This is a genomic window from Rhizobium oryzihabitans (genome assembly GCF_010669145.1).
Taxonomy (GTDB): domain Bacteria; phylum Pseudomonadota; class Alphaproteobacteria; order Rhizobiales; family Rhizobiaceae; genus Agrobacterium; species Agrobacterium oryzihabitans.
Genome location: NZ_CP048632.1, coordinates 114011 through 130595 on the forward strand (window position 1 = coordinate 114011; position 16585 = coordinate 130595).

General features: G+C 60.6%; 15 protein-coding genes. 10 read left to right on the forward strand and 5 right to left on the reverse strand.

From position 1 onward, the window contains the following. The first annotated feature begins 310 nt into the window (after positions 1 to 310). Complete coding sequence (locus tag G3A56_RS00675) at positions 311 to 2584, forward strand: OmpA family protein (protein ID WP_082182543.1); 2274 nt, start codon at positions 311 to 313, stop codon at positions 2582 to 2584. Between the two features lie 126 nt (positions 2585 to 2710). On the opposite strand, the gene G3A56_RS00680 is transcribed toward G3A56_RS00675, so the two are convergent. Then, on the reverse strand, positions 2711 to 3634 hold the full coding sequence (locus G3A56_RS00680; protein WP_082182542.1) for a pseudouridine-5'-phosphate glycosidase: 924 nt from the start codon (positions 3632 to 3634) through the stop codon (positions 2711 to 2713). 29 nt (positions 3635 to 3663) lie between these two features. Further along, positions 3664 to 4605 carry a carbohydrate kinase family protein gene (locus G3A56_RS00685; protein ID WP_082182541.1) on the reverse strand — a complete coding sequence of 314 codons (942 nt, stop codon included), beginning with the start codon at positions 4603 to 4605 and terminating at the stop codon, positions 3664 to 3666. Positions 4606 to 4851: 246 nt separating this feature from the next. On the opposite strand from G3A56_RS00685, the gene recA reads away from it, so the two are divergent. The 3 genes from recA (at position 4852) to G3A56_RS00700 (ending at position 9289) form a co-directional block, all read left to right on the forward strand. Continuing rightward, positions 4852 to 5943, forward strand: coding sequence for a recombinase RecA (recA, locus tag G3A56_RS00690; protein ID WP_003495306.1), 1092 nt, complete (start codon positions 4852 to 4854; stop codon positions 5941 to 5943). 231 nt (positions 5944 to 6174) lie between these two features. Beyond that, a complete protein-coding gene (alaS, locus tag G3A56_RS00695) occupies positions 6175 to 8838 on the forward strand; it encodes an alanine--tRNA ligase (RefSeq protein ID WP_082182540.1) in 2664 nt (887 codons plus the stop codon). 67 nt (positions 8839 to 8905) lie between these two features. Then, entirely contained in the window at positions 8906 to 9289 is a 384-nt protein-coding gene (locus tag G3A56_RS00700) for a VOC family protein (protein WP_082182539.1), read from the forward strand. 76 nt (positions 9290 to 9365) lie between these two features. Here the strand turns inward: G3A56_RS00700 and G3A56_RS00705 are convergent, their stop codons facing one another. Both G3A56_RS00705 and G3A56_RS00710 read right to left on the reverse strand, forming a co-directional pair. Beyond that, positions 9366 to 9992 carry a glutathione S-transferase family protein gene (locus G3A56_RS00705; protein WP_035242360.1) on the reverse strand — a complete coding sequence of 209 codons (627 nt, stop codon included), beginning with the start codon at positions 9990 to 9992 and terminating at the stop codon, positions 9366 to 9368. 387 nt (positions 9993 to 10379) lie between these two features. Further along, positions 10380 to 10916, reverse strand: coding sequence for an anthrone oxygenase family protein (locus tag G3A56_RS00710; RefSeq protein ID WP_164056023.1), 537 nt, complete (start codon positions 10914 to 10916; stop codon positions 10380 to 10382). An 80-nt stretch (positions 10917 to 10996) separates the two neighbouring features. Here G3A56_RS00710 and G3A56_RS00715 point away from each other — a divergent pair, with 80 nt between their 5' ends. Continuing rightward, positions 10997 to 11608, forward strand: a complete 612-nt coding sequence (locus G3A56_RS00715) for a TetR/AcrR family transcriptional regulator (protein ID WP_082182537.1) — start codon at positions 10997 to 10999, stop codon at positions 11606 to 11608. A gap of 32 nt (positions 11609 to 11640) precedes the next feature. Here the strand turns inward: G3A56_RS00715 and G3A56_RS00720 are convergent, their stop codons facing one another. After that, positions 11641 to 12855: an NADP-dependent isocitrate dehydrogenase gene (locus G3A56_RS00720; protein WP_082184460.1), complete on the reverse strand. Its 1215-nt coding sequence runs from the start codon at positions 12853 to 12855 to the stop codon at positions 11641 to 11643. 215 nt (positions 12856 to 13070) lie between these two features. Here G3A56_RS00720 and G3A56_RS00725 point away from each other — a divergent pair, with 215 nt between their 5' ends. The 5 genes from G3A56_RS00725 to G3A56_RS00745 all read left to right on the forward strand — a co-directional run bounded on the left by G3A56_RS00725 (position 13071) and on the right by G3A56_RS00745 (position 16571). After that, positions 13071 to 13652 (forward strand): hypothetical protein, encoded by a 582-nt coding sequence (locus G3A56_RS00725; protein WP_164056024.1) that lies wholly within the window; start codon positions 13071 to 13073, stop codon positions 13650 to 13652. A gap of 62 nt (positions 13653 to 13714) precedes the next feature. Continuing rightward, a complete protein-coding gene (locus G3A56_RS00730) occupies positions 13715 to 14548 on the forward strand; it encodes an RNA methyltransferase (protein WP_003495322.1) in 834 nt (277 codons plus the stop codon). Further along, positions 14532 to 15353 carry a glutamate racemase gene (murI, locus tag G3A56_RS00735; RefSeq protein WP_082182536.1) on the forward strand — a complete coding sequence of 274 codons (822 nt, stop codon included), beginning with the start codon at positions 14532 to 14534 and terminating at the stop codon, positions 15351 to 15353. The genes G3A56_RS00730 and murI overlap by 17 nt, the downstream gene beginning before the upstream one ends. Positions 15354 to 15731: 378 nt before the next feature. After that, complete coding sequence (locus G3A56_RS00740) at positions 15732 to 15971, forward strand: hypothetical protein (protein ID WP_082182535.1); 240 nt, start codon at positions 15732 to 15734, stop codon at positions 15969 to 15971. Between the two features lie 111 nt (positions 15972 to 16082). After that, positions 16083 to 16571 (forward strand): GNAT family N-acetyltransferase, encoded by a 489-nt coding sequence (locus G3A56_RS00745; RefSeq protein ID WP_082182534.1) that lies wholly within the window; start codon positions 16083 to 16085, stop codon positions 16569 to 16571. Positions 16572 to 16585: the final 14 nt, after the last annotated feature.

The window sequence follows — 16585 nt, forward strand, 5'->3', positions numbered from 1 at the left end:
TTGTTTTTTTCAGTGCGGACGCCTTGAGCGCCAGGCGCAACAGAATGGCTTTCACCCTTCGTGGCCTTCGGCGTGGCTCAGATTATTCATCCGGTTGGTCAAAAAATGCAACTGCAATATTAGCCAGCGCGATTTGGCCGCGGCGCCATCACGAAAACGCCTTGATCTGTTCATTTCCAGTACAGAAGGCTTTGGTCATCATGGGAACCGAAGCCTGTGCAAGGCGTTGACCAGCGCCTGCACGCGCAGCCGGATTAAAACATGTCGCGACATAAGCGATGTATAACGATTGGCAGATGAGGAAGCACCGATGCTGAAGAAGAACACATTGCTGACGGGGGTGGTTTTCCCCCTCATGTCGCTGGCGATCGCGGTGGAACCGGCCGCCGCCGGTTTTGCCGGGGCCGCGCGGGCGCAGGCGCAGATGCCGCAATCGCAGACTCATGAGTCTGCGGCTCCGATGATATTGGCTCAGGCGCAACCGGAGGAACAGAACCCGGAAGAGGAGCTGCGAAAGAAGCGCCAGCAGGCCGAAGAGGCGCAGCCGCAGGCCGAACCTCCAAAGCAGGAACAGGCGCCGGAAGCACCACGCGAACGGCCGCCCGAGCCCAAGCAGGAGGCAGCCCCCGCCGAGCCGCGTCCTGAACCTCAACGGGAACCGCAGCGCGAAGCTCAGCCGGAACCCCAGCGCGAGCCTCAGCAGCAGCGCGAGGCCCGCCCCGAGCCTGCGCCTGCCGAGCAGCCGCAGGAGCGCCCACGCCGTCCCGAACGTGCGCAGGAGCCCCAGGGTGGAGGCGAGCAGCAGCCGGCACGCCAGCGGGAGGCCGCACCTGAAGCAGCACCGGCCGAACAGCAGCCAAAGGAACGTCCGCGCAAACCCGAACGGGCAGAGCAGCCTGCGGGCGAGGGCGAACAGCGTCCGCGCAAGGAACGCGCGAAGGAGCCGGCTGCCGAACAGCCCGCCGCACGTCCGGAAAATGCCGAACAGCCGGCCAAGCCCCGCGAGCCGGCAGCCGAGAAAAAGCCGCAGGTAGAGGAAAAGGCCCCGGAACAGAAATCGGAACCGGCTGAAAAGGCTGTTCCGGAGAAAAAGCCGGCCGCGCCGGAACCCGCTGCGAAGGAAGCGCCTGTACCCACCGAAGCGCCCACGCCTGCGCGACCGCCGGCTCCCGAGGCGCAGCCCAATCCTGCTCCCGGTCAGCAGCCTTCCGAAAAGCCGCCGGTAGAAGGCCAGGGTAAAGCCGAGCCCGCAGCACCGCTGCCAGGCACGCCGACGCCTCCGCCCCCAAGTGGCGCCACAACCGGACAGGCGCCTGCCGGCGAACCGGTTCCCAATCAGGTCGCCATTCCGCAGACGGAAGCGCCTGCGTCGACCAAGGAGGAACTGGACAAGGCCAAGGCGATCGCCAAGGATCCGTCCAAGACCGCTGACACGGTCATCCTGCCCGTCGACAAGGGTGCAGCGGTCCTTGATAGCGACAAGGAAGTGGAACGGTCCGGCAACCGTCAGACCCGTGAGGAACGCCGTCGTGAACGCGAACAGGCCGGTGATGTGAAAGTGCCGACCTCTGACGCCGAAGCGCAGCGCGCCGGTGCCGGCGAAGGCAAGGCCCCGCCGCCGCCCGTGAAGATGGAAGCGATCACCTCCCAGCAGGGCGAGCGCATCGACCGCCGTCCGCAATATGAGCGGCCGGAAGGCGTGCGCGAATGGCAGCCGCGTGAAGGCCGTCCACGTGACCGGGACCGCGACGCGCCGATCATCCTGCAATTCGGCGACCGCGTCGTTGTACGCGGCGACGATAACCAGCGCTTCATCCGCGATGGCGGCGAGCCTTATTATGAGCGCCTGCCGGGCGGCCGTGTCCGCGAGACGGTGGAGCGCCGTGATGGCACGCAGGTCGTAACGATCCGCAACCGTTATGGCGACGTCATTCAGCGTTCGCGCATCGACGACCGGGGCCGGGAATATGTACTGTTCTATGCGCCCGATCTGATGGATGATCCCGACCGCGACTACGTCTATCGCGATCCGGGCCTCGACCTGCCGCCGATGCGCCTGCGCATCCCCGTGCGTGACTACATCATCGACACGTCGAGCGATCCTGACCGCGACTATTACCGCTTCCTGGAGCAGCCGCCGGTCGAGCCGGTGGAGCGTGTCTACTCGCTGGATGAAGTGCGCTACTCGGCCCGTATCCGCGACAAGGTGCGCCGTATCGACCTCGATACGATCACCTTCGCCACCGGCAGCGCCGAAATTCCGATGGCGCAGGCACGTTCGCTGCGCAAGGTGGCGGATGCGATCAACAAGGCGCTGGAGAAAAACCCGGGCGAAACCTTCCTCATCGAAGGCCATACCGATGCCGTCGGTTCGGATGAAAGCAACCTCGTGCTTTCCGACGAACGCGCCGCATCAGTCGCCAATGTGCTGACCGATGTCTACGGCATTCCGCCGGAAAACCTGGCGACGCAGGGTTATGGCGAGCGTTACCTGAAGGTTCAGACGCTCGGCCCGGAACAGCAGAACCGCCGCGTCACCATCCGCCGCGTGACACCGCTGGTGAAGCCGGTCGCCCAGAACTGATCGGGTTCAGGTGAAAAACAAAGGCCCGGAAAGCGCAAGCTCTCCGGGCCTTTTTGTTGTTTTTGACGAGCCTTTCCAGCAACTCGGCGTCATCCTCGGGCTTGACCCGAGGATGACTGAGAAGACTCAGTTCAGCGCCACTGCGATCTCTGCCGCAAGCTGGGCATTGTTGCGCACCAGCGCAATATTGGTCTCGAGGCTGCGGCCATCCGTCAGGCGGAAGATATCGCCGAGCAGATAGGGCGTGACCGCCTTGCCAGTGACCTCGTCGCGCTCGGCGTGGGAGATGGCGCGGTTGATGTAGATTTCCATTTCCTCGCGCGGAATTTCGTCTTCTTCCGGCACGGGATTGGCCACCAGCATGCCGCCATCGATGCCCAGCTGCTCGCGGGTCACCTGGAAATTGGCGATAGCCGCCGGGCTGTTGAGTGACAGCGGGCTCGGCAGGCCGGAGGAACGCGACCAGAAGGCCGGGAATTCTTCCGAACCGAAGGTGACGACCGGTACGCCGTTGGTTTCGAGAACTTCCAGTGTCTTCGGAATATCCAGAATGGCCTTGGCGCCGGCGCAGACGACGATCACGCCGGTTTTCGCAAGCTCGGTCAGATCGGCGGAAATATCGAAGGTCTCTTCCGCGCCCTTGTGCACACCGCCGATGCCGCCGGTGGCGAAAACGCGGATGCCGGCACGGGCGGCGGCGATCATGGTGGCAGCCACGGTGGTGGCGCCGGTGCGGCGCTCGGCAATCGCGAAGGCGATATCGGCGCGCGAAACCTTCATGGCATCGGTGGTCTTTGCGAGCGCCTCAAGCTGGTCCTTCTCGAGGCCGATATGCAGGGTGCCGTGAATGACGGCGATGGTTGCCGGAACAGCACCCTGATCGCGGATGATCTGCTCGACGCTTTCGGCCATCTCGATATTGCCGGGATAGGGCATGCCATGGGTGATGATGGTCGATTCGAGCGCCACGATCGGTGCGCCGCGCTGCTTGGCGGCGGCAACCTCTTGCGAATAGACGATGGGCAGGAGCGGGGAGATGGGGCGGGTCATTCTGTCTGTTCCAGGTTCTTAAAACGGGTTCATGCCAGCATTTCGGCCTCGGGGACAAGCCCCAACATGGCCTCGACACTGTCTTTTGATAGGTCTTGGGCGGTGGCGAAGGGCGATTGCACCGTGATGGCGGCTGCCGCGGCACCCAGCCGCAATGCTTGTGCGATGGTGTTGCCCTCGGCGATCGCCGCGAGATAACCGGAGGCCATGGCGTCTCCCGCACCCGTCACGTCCTTTACCTCGCGGATGAGCGGCGGGTGGAGAATTGCTGTTTCCGTCGCATTGAAGGCCACGACCTCGCTTGCACCACGGGTGACGACGCCGCCGGCAAGCCCCGCCTTGCGCAGGATCTCCGGCCAGTCGCGCACATTTGCTGTCGTTTGCCCGGTCAGGGCGCGGGCCTCCGCCTCATTCATGAAGAGCATGTCGATATCGGCGAGCGCGCCTTTCAGCTTCACTGCCTTGGCGGGCGAAATTGCGATGGCCGCAAGCGGCTTTTCGCAGGCGCGGGCAACGAGACCGAGCGCCGTCAGCGTATCTTCGGGCAGATTGGCGTCGCAGAGGAGAAGATCGCTCGCGGTAATCGCTTCACGCACCGCGCGAACTTTAAGGCGGCGCGGGGAAAACAGCCGGTAAAGATCCATATCGGCAAGCGCGATGACGAGATTGCCGTCGCGTTCCATAATGGCGGTGTAGCTCGGCGTGCGACGGTCGAGGAAGGTGAAGGGCGTATCTTCCACGCCCGCCTGTCTTGCGGCTTCCGCCACGGCTTCGCCGGTGACGTCGCCGCCGCGCGGGGCGATGATGCGGACCTGAAAACCGAGCCGGGAGAGATTGCGGGCCGCATTGAAACCGCCGCCGCCGGCCTCTTCCATCCACGAGCCGGGATTGCTGGCGCCGGGCGCTGTTTCCGCCTCGATCATGCCGCGCCGGTCTATGTGCGCGCCGCCCAGAACGAGTATTTTCTTCACGCTTGCGTTTCCCTCTCTGGCGGATGGAAAGACCGGACGATTCGGCCTAAAATGGTGTCTTCCTGACCTCGCATCCGGTTTGCGGCGATGGGCCGCGCACGGAAAAACGAAAGCAGAACAAACGACTTATCCCTATTTGTTTTCAATATGCTGGCTCAGCCTTGCGGAATGAGAACAAATAGAGTACATACCAATTCCATACTGCTTCATTGCCTGTGCGGCTTCAATAACCTAAAGGTGGTTCGGATGGCACAAAATTCTTTGCGTCTCGTAGAGGATAAATCGGTGGATAAAAGCAAGGCACTGGAAGCGGCGCTCTCCCAGATCGAACGGTCGTTCGGCAAGGGATCGATCATGAAGCTCGGTTCCAATGAAAACGTGGTTGAAGTGGAGACCGTTTCGACGGGTTCGCTCAGCCTGGATATTGCGCTCGGTATCGGCGGCCTGCCGAAGGGGCGTATCGTTGAGATTTACGGTCCGGAAAGCTCCGGTAAAACCACGCTCGCGTTGCAGACGATTGCGGAAGCCCAGAAGAAGGGCGGTATCTGCGCCTTCGTGGATGCCGAGCATGCGCTCGACCCGGTCTATGCCCGCAAGCTTGGTGTGGATTTGCAGAACCTCCTGATCTCGCAGCCGGATACGGGCGAGCAGGCCCTCGAAATCACCGATACGCTGGTGCGTTCCGGTGCTGTCGACATTCTGGTCGTGGACTCGGTTGCGGCGCTGACCCCGCGGGCCGAAATCGAAGGTGAAATGGGCGACAGCCTGCCGGGTCTTCAAGCGCGCTTGATGAGCCAGGCGCTGCGCAAGCTGACGGCCTCGATCTCCAAGTCGAAGTGCATGGTGATCTTCATCAACCAGATCCGCATGAAGATCGGCGTCATGTTCGGTTCGCCGGAAACGACGACGGGCGGCAACGCGCTGAAGTTTTACGCTTCCGTGCGCCTCGACATTCGCCGCATCGGCGCCGTCAAGGAACGCGAAGAGGTTGTTGGCAACCAGACCCGCGTGAAGGTCGTCAAGAACAAGATGGCGCCGCCCTTCAAGCAGGTGGAATTCGACATCATGTATGGCGAAGGCGTTTCCAAGACCGGCGAGCTTGTCGATCTCGGCGTCAAGGCCGGCATCGTCGAGAAATCCGGTGCCTGGTTCTCCTATAACAGTCAGCGTCTGGGGCAGGGGCGTGAAAACGCCAAGACCTTCCTGCGCGACAATCCGGAAACGGCAAATGAGATCGAACTGGCATTGCGCCAGAATGCCGGTCTGATCGCCGACCGCTTCCTGCAGAATGGCGGCCCGGACGCCGGCGAAGGCGACGACGGCAGCGACGAAGGCTGATGCATTTTGCGAAGGTCCGGGCATCTCCGTCCGGAGACTTCGCCGAACTTGTATAGATCAAAAGGGGCCGTGCGATTTTTCTTCGCGTGGCCCTTTTTCTTTGCCTATATGTCTTGCTTCGCCTCCATGGCTGGACAGGGCAGGATGCGAACGATAAAAGCCAGTGATTTTGCAATAGAGCCATCGTTTCCGATGGCGGTGATGGACTCCAGCTGTGAGCGGTGTGTGGGCATGAGCGGTGTGAATGAAATTCGGTCGACCTTTCTCGACTACTTCAAGAAGAACGGACACGAGATCGTGCCCTCCAGCCCGCTGGTGCCGCGCAACGATCCGACACTGATGTTCACCAATGCCGGCATGGTGCAGTTCAAGAACGTCTTTACCGGTCTTGAAAGCCGTCCCTATTCCACCGCGGCATCGGCGCAGAAATGCGTGCGCGCCGGCGGCAAGCACAATGATCTGGACAATGTCGGTTATACGGCCCGCCACCATACCTTCTTCGAGATGCTCGGTAATTTCTCCTTCGGCGATTATTTCAAGGAAGAAGCGATCACCCACGCCTGGAACCTGATCACCAAGGAATTCGGCATCGATCGCAACCGTCTGCTGGTCACGGTCTATCACACTGACGACGAGGCCTTTGATCTCTGGAAGAAGATCGCCGGCTTTTCCGACGACCGCATCATCCGCATTCCGACCAGTGACAATTTCTGGGCCATGGGCGATACTGGTCCCTGCGGTCCCTGCTCGGAAATCTTCTACGACCACGGCGACCATATCTGGGGCGGCCCGCCCGGCTCGCCGGAAGAGGATGGCGACCGGTTCATCGAAATCTGGAACCTCGTCTTCATGCAATATGAGCAGCTGACGAAGGAAGAACGCATCGACCTGCCGCGCCCGTCGATTGACACCGGCATGGGTCTCGAGCGTATTTCCGCGCTGCTGCAGGGCAAGCACGACAATTACGACACCGATCTGTTCCGGGCGCTGATTTCGGCCTCCGTTGAAGCGACCGGCGTTCCGGCGGAAGGCGAAAAGCGCGCCAGCCACCGGGTCATCGCCGATCATCTGCGCTCGTCCGCCTTCCTGATCGCCGATGGTGTTCTGCCGTCGAACGAAGGTCGCGGTTACGTTCTGCGCCGCATCATGCGCCGCGCCATGCGCCATGCCGAACTTCTCGGCGCGCGCGAGCCGCTGATCTACAAGCTTTTGCCGGCGCTGGTGCAGCAGATGGGTCGCGCCTATCCGGAACTCGTCCGCGCCGAGGCGCTGATCTCCGAGACGCTGAAACTTGAGGAAACCCGGTTCCGCAAGACGCTGGAACGCGGCCTTTCGCTGCTTTCCGACGCCACCTCGACACTGCACAAGGGCGACATGCTGGACGGCGAAACGGCCTTCAAGCTTTACGACACCTATGGTTTCCCGCTCGATCTGACGCAGGACGCATTGCGCGCCCGCGAAATCGGCGTCGATATTTCCGGCTTTACGGATGCCATGGAGCGCCAGAAGGCGGAAGCGCGCTCGCACTGGGCCGGTTCCGGCGACAAGGCGACGGAAACCGTCTGGTTCGAGCTGAAGGAAAAATTCGGCGCGAGTGAATTCCTGGGATATGACACGGAAACCGCCGAAGGCGTCATTCAGGCGATCGTCAAGGACGGGAAGTCGGTTGACAGCGCCGCCGATGGCGAAACGGTGCAGATCGTCGTCAACCAAACGCCGTTTTATGGTGAGTCCGGTGGCCAGATGGGCGATACCGGCGTGATCTCCTCGGACAATGGCGCCTTTACCGTTTCCGACACCCAGAAGAAGGGTGAAGGCCTCTTCGTGCATACGGGCACCGTTTCCAAGGGCGGCTTCAAGCTCGGCGAAGCCGTGCAGCTGACGGTCGATCATGACCGTCGTTCCCGTCTGCGCGCCAACCACTCCGCCACCCACCTGCTGCATGAGGCGCTGCGCGAGGTACTCGGCACCCATGTGGCCCAGAAGGGTTCGCTGGTCGCGCCCGAGCGCCTGCGCTTCGACGTTTCGCATCCGAAGCCGATGTCGGCCGAAGAGCTGAAGGTCGTCGAGGAAATGGCAAACGAGATCGTGTTGCAGAACTCGCCGGTCGTGACGCGTCTGATGAGCGTTGACGACGCCATTGCCGAGGGCGCCATGGCGCTGTTCGGTGAAAAATACGGCGATGAGGTTCGCGTGGTGTCCATGGGCACCGGCGTGCAGGGGGCGAAAGCCAACCGGCCTTATTCCGTAGAGCTTTGCGGTGGCACCCATGTTGCCGCAACCGGCCAGATCGGCCTTATCCGCATTCTCGGCGAAAGCGCCGTCGGTGCAGGTGTGCGTCGTCTTGAAGCCGTCACTGGGCAGGGCGCGCTTGCCTATCTCGCCGAGCAGGATGAGCGGGTAAAGGCGCTGGCCTCTTCGCTGAAGGTGCAGCCGGGCGATGTGCTGTCGCGTGTCGAGGGCCTTCTCGACGAGCGCAAGAAGCTGGAGCGCGAACTTGCCGATGCCCGCAGGAAACTCGCCATGGGTGGCGGTTCTTCGGATGCCGGCGCCAATGACGTCCAGCAGGTTGCAGGCGTCAATTTCCTCGCCAAATCCCTGTCCGGCATCGATGCCAAGGACCTCAAGGGTCTTGCCGATGAAGCCAAGGCCAATCTCGGTTCCGGCGTCGTGCTGCTGATTGCCGTTTCCGAAGATGGCAAGGCAAGCGCTGTCGCCGCCGTGACCGAAGATCTGACGGCCCGTTTCAGCGCCGTCGATATCGTCCGCACGGCCTCTGCCGCGCTTGGCGGCAAGGGTGGCGGCGGACGCCCCGATATGGCGCAGGCCGGTGGCCCGGATGGCGCCAAGGCGCAGGAAGCCATCGAAGCGGTGGCTGCGGCGCTCGCTGCATGATCTGGAAGAATTGAAGAGGCGGGGTTTTGCCCCGCCTTTTTATTCTGGATGGTCCGGAAGGAATGCGATGCGCTTTGTAAATCCCATCCCTTTCGTGCGCGATATCAATCGCTCCAAGGAATTTTATCGTGACAGGCTCGGCCTCACCATAGTGGAGGATTTCGGGAATTTCGTCCTATTCGAAACCGGCTTTGCAATTCATGACGGGCGGTCGCTTGAAGAGACGGTGTGGCGGAGGTCGCGGGGTGCGGAAGAGCCCTATGGCAGACGAAACATGCTGCTTTATTTCGAGCATGCGGATGTGGAAGCGGCTTTTCAAAGCATCGCGCCGCATGTGGAGCTTATTCATCCTCTTGAGCGGCAAGCCTGGGGCCAAAGGGTGTTTCGTTTTTACGATCCGGATGGGCATGCAATAGAGGTCGGAGAGCCGCTCGGCCAATCCGGGGAGTAACCCGTCGCGAAGATCGAGCCCGACAGACGGCGTCCGCACGGACCACGGTTGATTTGTTGCAAAAGGGGCGGGCTGTTTATCCCGTTGCCTGCAAATCCTTCGCCGCTTCCTCATCCAGCTGGGCGGCCCGCTTGAAGGCCGGGCGGTCGGTCAGATGCGACATGTAATCGATGAAGGCGGGACGTTTTTCGATCGTGCCGAAGTGCAGTCCCCAGCCGACATGGGCGCCGACATAGACATCCGCCGCGGTGAAAAGATCGCCGGCGACATAGCGGTTTTCACTGACGGCGCGTTCAAGGGTGTTCATCACATCCGCATAGCTGCCGCAGCCGGCCATGCGCAGCTTTTCCTTCGGCACTTCAAAACCCATCGCCTTCATGCTGGCCGCCATTTCCAGCGGTCCGGCGGCGAAGAACATCCAGCGGTAATAAAGTCCGCGCGCTTTCGGCGTCGGTGCGAGATTGGCACCCGGAAAGGCATCGGCGAGATAAGCGCAGATCGCCGCCGCCTCGGTGACGATGGTATCGCCGTGTTTGATGGCGGGCACCTTGGCCATCGGGTTTATCAGCCGGTAGGCGGGCGATTTCATCGAGGTTTCGAAGCCCAGTATCTCCGTTTTATACGGAACGCCGACTTCTTCGAGCATCCAGCGCGCGATGCGACCGCGCGACATGGGATTTGTGTAGAAGATCAACTCACTCATGGCTTTGCCTCCCCAAGCAAAATCGCCTAAGCATCATGAGAAAACCGGTGCGGATTTCTTGCTGTCACGGTGCGTTTTTATGGTCCGCAGCATCATTCGCGCGTCTTTCAGGTTTGCGCCGACGCTGCGTTGAAATTTTGACTGTGCCGAGCAAGTCATGTGTGAGTAAATGCTGTTTCAGCTTTGTCTTATTGTTGTGCTGGCCGCGGCACGGTGCGGAATGGAAGTTTGCGCCTAGTGCAACGTCTAATCAAGATACTGTGAACAAAAAAAGAAACCCGGCGTTGCGGCCGGGTTTTTGTTTCCTGGATATTTCATGCCGCCTGTCAGGACGTGATCACGTCTTTCCTCGAAGGGTCGACGGATGTGCAGCGAGTGTGGTGCGGGTTAAGCGGCCATGCGTCTTTCGCGATGTCTTGTGGCAGCAAGCAGCGCCACAAAAAAGGCGAGGGTGGTAAGCACGGTGCGGACGAGGTTGGAAAGCGCCCATCGGTCACGCAGTTCCTGCCAGTCGCTCGGTATTTCAGTCGAAACCGTCTTGAAGAACTCGTTGATGGGCACATTGACCATGCGGGTCTGGATCACGACAACCGCGTAGATGACCAGGGCCATGACCCATAGTAGCCGGCTGTCGCGGTCGATGAGTGCTGCGCCGAGAAGGGCGGCGAGCGGAACGAAGAAGGCCGCAAAGAAAATGCCGTTGCGGACGCTGATATTGATGCCGTTGAACGCCTGGATGAAAATATCCGCCTCCAGTTGCTGGAAGGCCATCATGACGGGATTGCTGAAGGCGAAGAAAAAACCGGCCATGATGCCAAGACTAAGCGGTGCGAACAGGCGCAGGGCAAGGCTCGCCGGTTCTCTTGTCATTTCCAGTGCGGGAAAGTGCTTTGTTTTTATGTCATGCAGAAATGAGCTGGACATGAAAATCTCCATAGAATATCCGTACGCTATCGTACGGATATTCCGTACGTATCTGTACGGTTTTTGTCAAGGGAGTGCTGATGCGAAGCGAGAGCAAGGAATTACGCCGGCGTGAAATTGTCGAGCACGCCTTCGCCATGCTTGCGCAGGACGGTTACGCCGCGTTTTCCATGCAGGCGCTGGCAAAGGTGAGCAAGTCTTCCAAGGAGACGCTCTACGGCTGGTTCGGGGGAAAGGCCGGTCTTTACGAAGCCATGGTCGCCGAGAATGCCGCAACGCTGGTATTGCCATCGGCGGAGGCGGCGGATGGTGTTGGCGAGCTCTCGCGTTTCGGGGCCGATCTCCTGACGGTGCTTTTGGGAGAACGGGCGGTGCTGCTCAACAGGGTGGCGGCGGCGGAGGCAGGCAGCGAAACCACGCTCGGCGAATTTCTCTCGGCTAAAGGCCGTAGCCATGTCATGCCGAAGCTTGCCATCTATTTTGCGGCTTTGGCGCAGCAGGGCGCCATATGTGCCGAGGCTTCGGAAGAGCCTGCGGAAATCTGGTTGTCGCTTCTGGTTGGGGATTTGCAGGTCAGACGCGCCACGGGTGCGATCGGCCTTCCGACGGAAGAGGACATAAGGGCGCGATCGGCGCGCGCCGCGATGCTGATATTCCGGCTCTATGGCACGAATGAAAAAACCCGGCGCTGAGGCCGGGTTTTAAAGCTGCTGAGCAAAGAGGCTTAAGCCGCCATCGCCGTCTTGAGGTTGTCGTCGATCTTGTCGAGGAAGGCGGTGGTGGAGAGCCACGGCTGGTCCGGTCCGATGAGGAGCGCCAGATCCTTGGTCATGAAGCCGCTTTCGACAGTGTCGACGCAGACGGTTTCGAGCGTCGTCGCGAACTTGGCCAGCTCGGCATTGTCATCCAGCTTGGCGCGGTGGGCAAGGCCACGGGTCCAGGCGAAGATCGACGCGATCGAGTTGGTCGAGGTTTCCTGACCCTTCTGGTGCTGGCGGTAGTGGCGCGTCACTGTGCCGTGTGCTGCTTCGGCTTCGACCGTGCGGCCGTCCGGCGACAGAAGAACGGAGGTCATCAGGCCGAGCGAACCGAAGCCCTGGGCAACCGTATCGGACTGCACGTCGCCATCGTAGTTCTTGCAGGCCCAGACGTAACCGCCGGACCACTTCAGGGCGGAGGCGACCATGTCGTCGATCAGGCGATGCTCGTAGGTGATGCCGATTTCGTCGAACTTCGCCTTGAACTCGTTCTGGTAGACTTCTTCGAAGATGTCCTTGAAGCGACCGTCATAAGCCTTGAGAATGGTGTTCTTGGTGGACAGGTAGACCGGCCACTTGCGCATCAGGCCGTACATCATGGATGCGCGGGCGAATTCGCGGATGGATTCGTCAAGGTTGTACATGGCGAGTGCAACGCCGGCGCTCGGGGCGTCGAAGACGTCCTTTTCAATGACCGTGCCGTCTTCACCGACGAACTTGATCGTCAGCTTGCCCTTGCCGGGGAACTTGAAATCGGTTGCCTTGTACTGGTCGCCGAAGGCGTGACGGCCGACGACGATCGGCTTCGTCCAACCGGGAACGAGGCGCGGAACGTTCTTGCAGATGATCGGTTCGCGGAAGATGACGCCGCCCAGAATGTTGCGGATGGTGCCGTTAGGGCTCTTCCACATCTGCTTCAGGCCGAATTCCTCGACGCGCTGCTCATCCGGCGTGATCGTCGCGCACTTGATGCCGACGCCGTGTTTCTTGATGGCGTGTGCCGCATCGATGGTGACCTGGTCGTTGGTGGCGTCGCGGTTTTCAACCGAGAGGTCGTAATATTCGATGTCGAGATCGAGGTATGGCAGGATCAGCTTGTCCTTGATGAGCTGCCAGATGATACGGGTCATTTCGTCGCCGTCGAGATCGACGACCGGATTGGCTACCTTGATCTTTGCCATGAATTCCTCACCTTCGAAGCTGTGGCGCCTGATAACGCCAATAGTCGGAAAAATATCCGGTGCGGCTATAGCATCGCATGCGCCTGAGGCAAAGCCATGGGGGGCGCTTTTTTGGCGCAGCGCAATAACGCTTTGCGCATTGCCAAACCACAATGCCGGAATACAGTCAGGCGAATCGCTTCGCCCGCGTGTCGGGCCTATCCCGGGATCACATCATGCGGAATATTCTGCTTCTGACTGCCGCCGTCCTCTTTTCCCATAGCGCCCTTGCGGCGGGGCCTGCCGATCCCGTCCAGAAGGTGATGGACATCACCGTCAAGAACTGGTCCGGCGATGCCGAGAACTGGAAATACATCTTCGACGAGGACATGCTGGTGAGCCTGTTCAGCAAGGACTTCGTTGCGCAATATCGCGAAGCATCCAAGAAGCCTGCCTATGAGGCCGAGAGTGGCGAGAAGGGCGACCCCTTCGGTTACGACGTCGTCACCAATTCGCAGGATGGTTGCCCGCTGGAGGATGTGTCGGTGACCGCGGGTGCAATAAAGGACGGCGTGACGGATGTGACGGCGAAGTTCAAGCTCTGGGCCTGCATGGACGAGGCGGAAATGAAGGCAACGGTCGACGAGGTGCATTTCGATGTCATCGAGGAAGATGGCCGGCCGGTCATCAGCGACATTCACCGGGTTGGCGACGAGGGCAGGGATTCGCTGCGCGAAGAGATGGCGACGATCATCAAGGGGAGTGAGGGGTGCTTGCATCCCTCCGCCTTTGATTTTAGCGCCGATCTGTGCCAGTGAAGCGCGCTTTAGCGCATCGGCTCGAAAATCGATGCGACGCTTCAACACACGGACAAACGACGATGGCAGGCACAAACAGCGAGCTTGAACTTGTGGCGGAAGGCCCGGCGATCATTCTGGTCGAACCGCAGCTCGGCGAAAATATCGGCATGGTGGCGCGGGCGATGGCCAATTTCGGCCTTGCCGAATTGCGTCTGGTCAATCCGCGTGACGGCTGGCCGAGCGAGAAGGCGCGGGCTGCCGCTTCCAAGGCCGATCATGTCATCGATGCGACGAAGGTGTTCGAGACGCTCGAAGAGGCGATCAGGGATCTCAACTTTGTTTACGCCACGACCGCACGCGAACGTTACGGTTTCAAGCCCGTGCGTGCGCCCGTCACCGCCGCCGAAACGCTGCGGGCAAAGTTCAAGACGGGGGAAAGAACCGGCATCCTGTTCGGGCGCGAGCGCTGGGGTCTTACCAATGAGGAAGTGGCGCTGGCAGACGAGATCGTGACATTTCCGGTCAACCCCGCCTTCGCCTCGCTCAACATCGCGCAGGCCGTGCTTCTGATGTCCTATGAATGGATGAAATCCGGCATGGACGATCTGGGCGAAACGCTTTTCCAGTCTGTCGAGCAGCGGCCTTCGACCAAGGAACAGGTCTTTGGCCTGTTCGAGCATATCGAGGAGGCGCTCGATGCGCGCGGTTATTTCCATCCGCCCGAAAAAAAGCCGAAAATGGTCGACAACCTGCGCGCAGTGCTGTCGAGACGCGGTTTTTCCGAGCAGGAAATCAGTGTTGTCCGTGGCGTGATCAATTCGCTCGACCGTTTTCCCCGGCAGTGGCCGAAGCAGACGGGAAGAGCAGCGGGGCCATCGGCCGAAAGGGCAGGGGAGAATGCTGAAGACGAGTGAGGCCGCGGCCGACGTGCTGAAACCGGTGCTGGTGTTCGATTCCGGCATTGGCGGGCTGACGGTTCTGCGCGAAGCGCGGGTGCTGATGCCCGAGCGCGGCTTCATCTATGTAGCCGACGATGCGGGCTTCCCGTATGGCGGCTGGGAAGAGGAGGCGCTGAAGGCGCGCATTCTCTCACTCTTCGAAAAGCTGCTTGAAGATTACAGTCCCGAAGTCTGCATCATCGCCTGCAACACCGCCTTCACGCTGGCCGGGGCAGATCTGCGGGCGCGCTTTCCGGACATGACCTTCGTGGGCACCGTTCCCGCCATCAAGCCCGCCGCAGAACGCACCCGCTCCGGTCTCGTTTCCGTGCTGGCGACGCCGGGCACCGTCAAACGCGCCTATACGCGCGATCTCATTCAGTCCTTCGCCACGCAATGCCATGTCCGCCTCGTGGGGTCGGAAAATCTGGCACGCATGGCAGAAGGCTGGATCAGGGGCGAGGCTATATCCGACGAAGCCGTGCTTGCCGAAATCGAGCCCTGCTTCATCGACAGCGACGGCAAGCGCACCGATATCGTCGTGCTTGCCTGCACCCACTATCCCTTCATGGCCAATGTGTTTCGCAGGCTGGCGCCCTGGCCGGTCGACTGGCTCGATCCGGCGGAAGCGATTGCCAGGCGCGCGCGTCATCTGGTGCCGCTGCCGCAGGATGCGGAACATCCCGATGGTTTCGACTTCGCCGTCTTCACCTCCGGCAAGCCGGATTTCGCGACGCGGCGGCTGATGCAAGGTTTCGGGCTCAGTGTCTCGTTGGGCTGAGTGTGTGTTGCATTTTTGCATCTTCTCCATCTGAGTTTTGCAATTCGAGATTGCGACCTCTTGTCGCGTCCGGCATCTTGTGTAAGATGCACCTCGTCTGTAACCGCTATAAAAGGAGGCGTGGAATGACTGATTACATGAATATGCGCCTTAACGGCATGTCTGGCATTTCCGGCATGGTCATCGGTGGTTACATGTCCCGAGGCATCGACCTCCGATAAGGCTTATGGCCTGATTTCCCTGCCGTTTGGCATTCTCACTTCGTCCGACATCTGATTGTGCGTCCGCGTGGCCGACAGGCTGCCCCACGCGCTCCCGGCATGTCGTTTTCCATCGATAAAGGACCTGGCCGCTTTGCCGCGCCGGGATGGATTCCCCATGCAGAAAAATCAACCAATGGTAGTATATGCGCTGCCGGATGCGGTCGATCGTTTGTTCGTCACATTCGGCGTCTGGAAGACCCTGCGGGCGGTCATCGTCGCCGCCCTCGTGCCGCGCGCGCCACCGACCGATCTTACCGATCTGCCGGAACGCCTGCTGGACGATATCGGCGTCGAGCCATCCGCCCGCAAAAGGCGGCGGGAGTGGGCTGCTCCCCACTGGGCGCCGCGGTTTTGATCGTGTGGTCGGATCATAACCCCGCCGGCCCTTGAGGTCCGGCGGGGTATCCCGCAATTTGCGCCATCGTCATGATCTTATGCTTTCGTGGCGTTTTTGGAGTGGAATGTAGTGCAGATAAGAACAGTCACACTGGCCGATATCGAACTGCTTTGCCCTGTCTTTGCCGATATGGAGCGGCACTATGAGGGAGAGGGCGCGATTGACGGGAACGAGATCCGCGTTCGTCTCGGAGAATTTCTGCACACCGGCCAGGGCATCATGCTTGCCGCCTTTGACGACGGCGCTCTTGGCATTCTCTCGATGTTCGAGATGTTTCCCGGTGTGGCTTTGCGCCCGGTCTGGTTCATGAAGGAACTTTACGTCACAGAGCGGGTTCGGGGACGTGGTGTGGGAGAGGCGCTGATCCGCGAGGCGGCGAAGATCGTTTTCGAGAGGGGTGGTTCGCGCCTCGATTTTACCACTGGCCGGGACAATGTCGGCGCGCAACGGTTCTACAGTCGCGTTGGCGCAAGCGAAGTTGACAGCGTTCTCCTGCGCTTCGATGAGGCGACGCTTGCCCGTCTTGCCGAGCAAGAAACGGCGCTCTTGCCAGCGTGAGATTTCCATGGCTT

Bases quoted from the DNA above. Each gene is read 5' to 3' on its own strand.
- G3A56_RS00675 (WP_082182543.1), top strand. From the start codon at position 311: ATGCTGAAGAAGAACACATTGCTGACGGGGGTGGTTTTCCCCCTCATG.
- G3A56_RS00680 (WP_082182542.1), bottom strand. From the start codon at position 3,634: ATGACCCGCCCCATCTCCCCGCTCCTGCCCATCGTCTATTCGCAAGAG.
- recA (WP_003495306.1), top strand. From the start codon at position 4,852: ATGGCACAAAATTCTTTGCGTCTCGTAGAGGATAAATCGGTGGATAAA.
- alaS (WP_082182540.1), top strand. From the start codon at position 6,175: ATGAGCGGTGTGAATGAAATTCGGTCGACCTTTCTCGACTACTTCAAG.
- G3A56_RS00700 (WP_082182539.1), top strand. From the start codon at position 8,906: ATGCGCTTTGTAAATCCCATCCCTTTCGTGCGCGATATCAATCGCTCC.
- G3A56_RS00705 (WP_035242360.1), bottom strand. From the start codon at position 9,992: ATGAGTGAGTTGATCTTCTACACAAATCCCATGTCGCGCGGTCGCATC.
- G3A56_RS00710 (WP_164056023.1), bottom strand. From the start codon at position 10,916: ATGTCCAGCTCATTTCTGCATGACATAAAAACAAAGCACTTTCCCGCA.
- G3A56_RS00715 (WP_082182537.1), top strand. From the start codon at position 10,997: ATGCGAAGCGAGAGCAAGGAATTACGCCGGCGTGAAATTGTCGAGCAC.
- G3A56_RS00720 (WP_082184460.1), bottom strand. From the start codon at position 12,855: ATGGCAAAGATCAAGGTAGCCAATCCGGTCGTCGATCTCGACGGCGAC.
- G3A56_RS00725 (WP_164056024.1), top strand. From the start codon at position 13,071: ATGCGGAATATTCTGCTTCTGACTGCCGCCGTCCTCTTTTCCCATAGC.
- G3A56_RS00730 (WP_003495322.1), top strand. From the start codon at position 13,715: ATGGCAGGCACAAACAGCGAGCTTGAACTTGTGGCGGAAGGCCCGGCG.
- murI (WP_082182536.1), top strand. From the start codon at position 14,532: ATGCTGAAGACGAGTGAGGCCGCGGCCGACGTGCTGAAACCGGTGCTG.
- G3A56_RS00740 (WP_082182535.1), top strand. From the start codon at position 15,732: ATGCAGAAAAATCAACCAATGGTAGTATATGCGCTGCCGGATGCGGTC.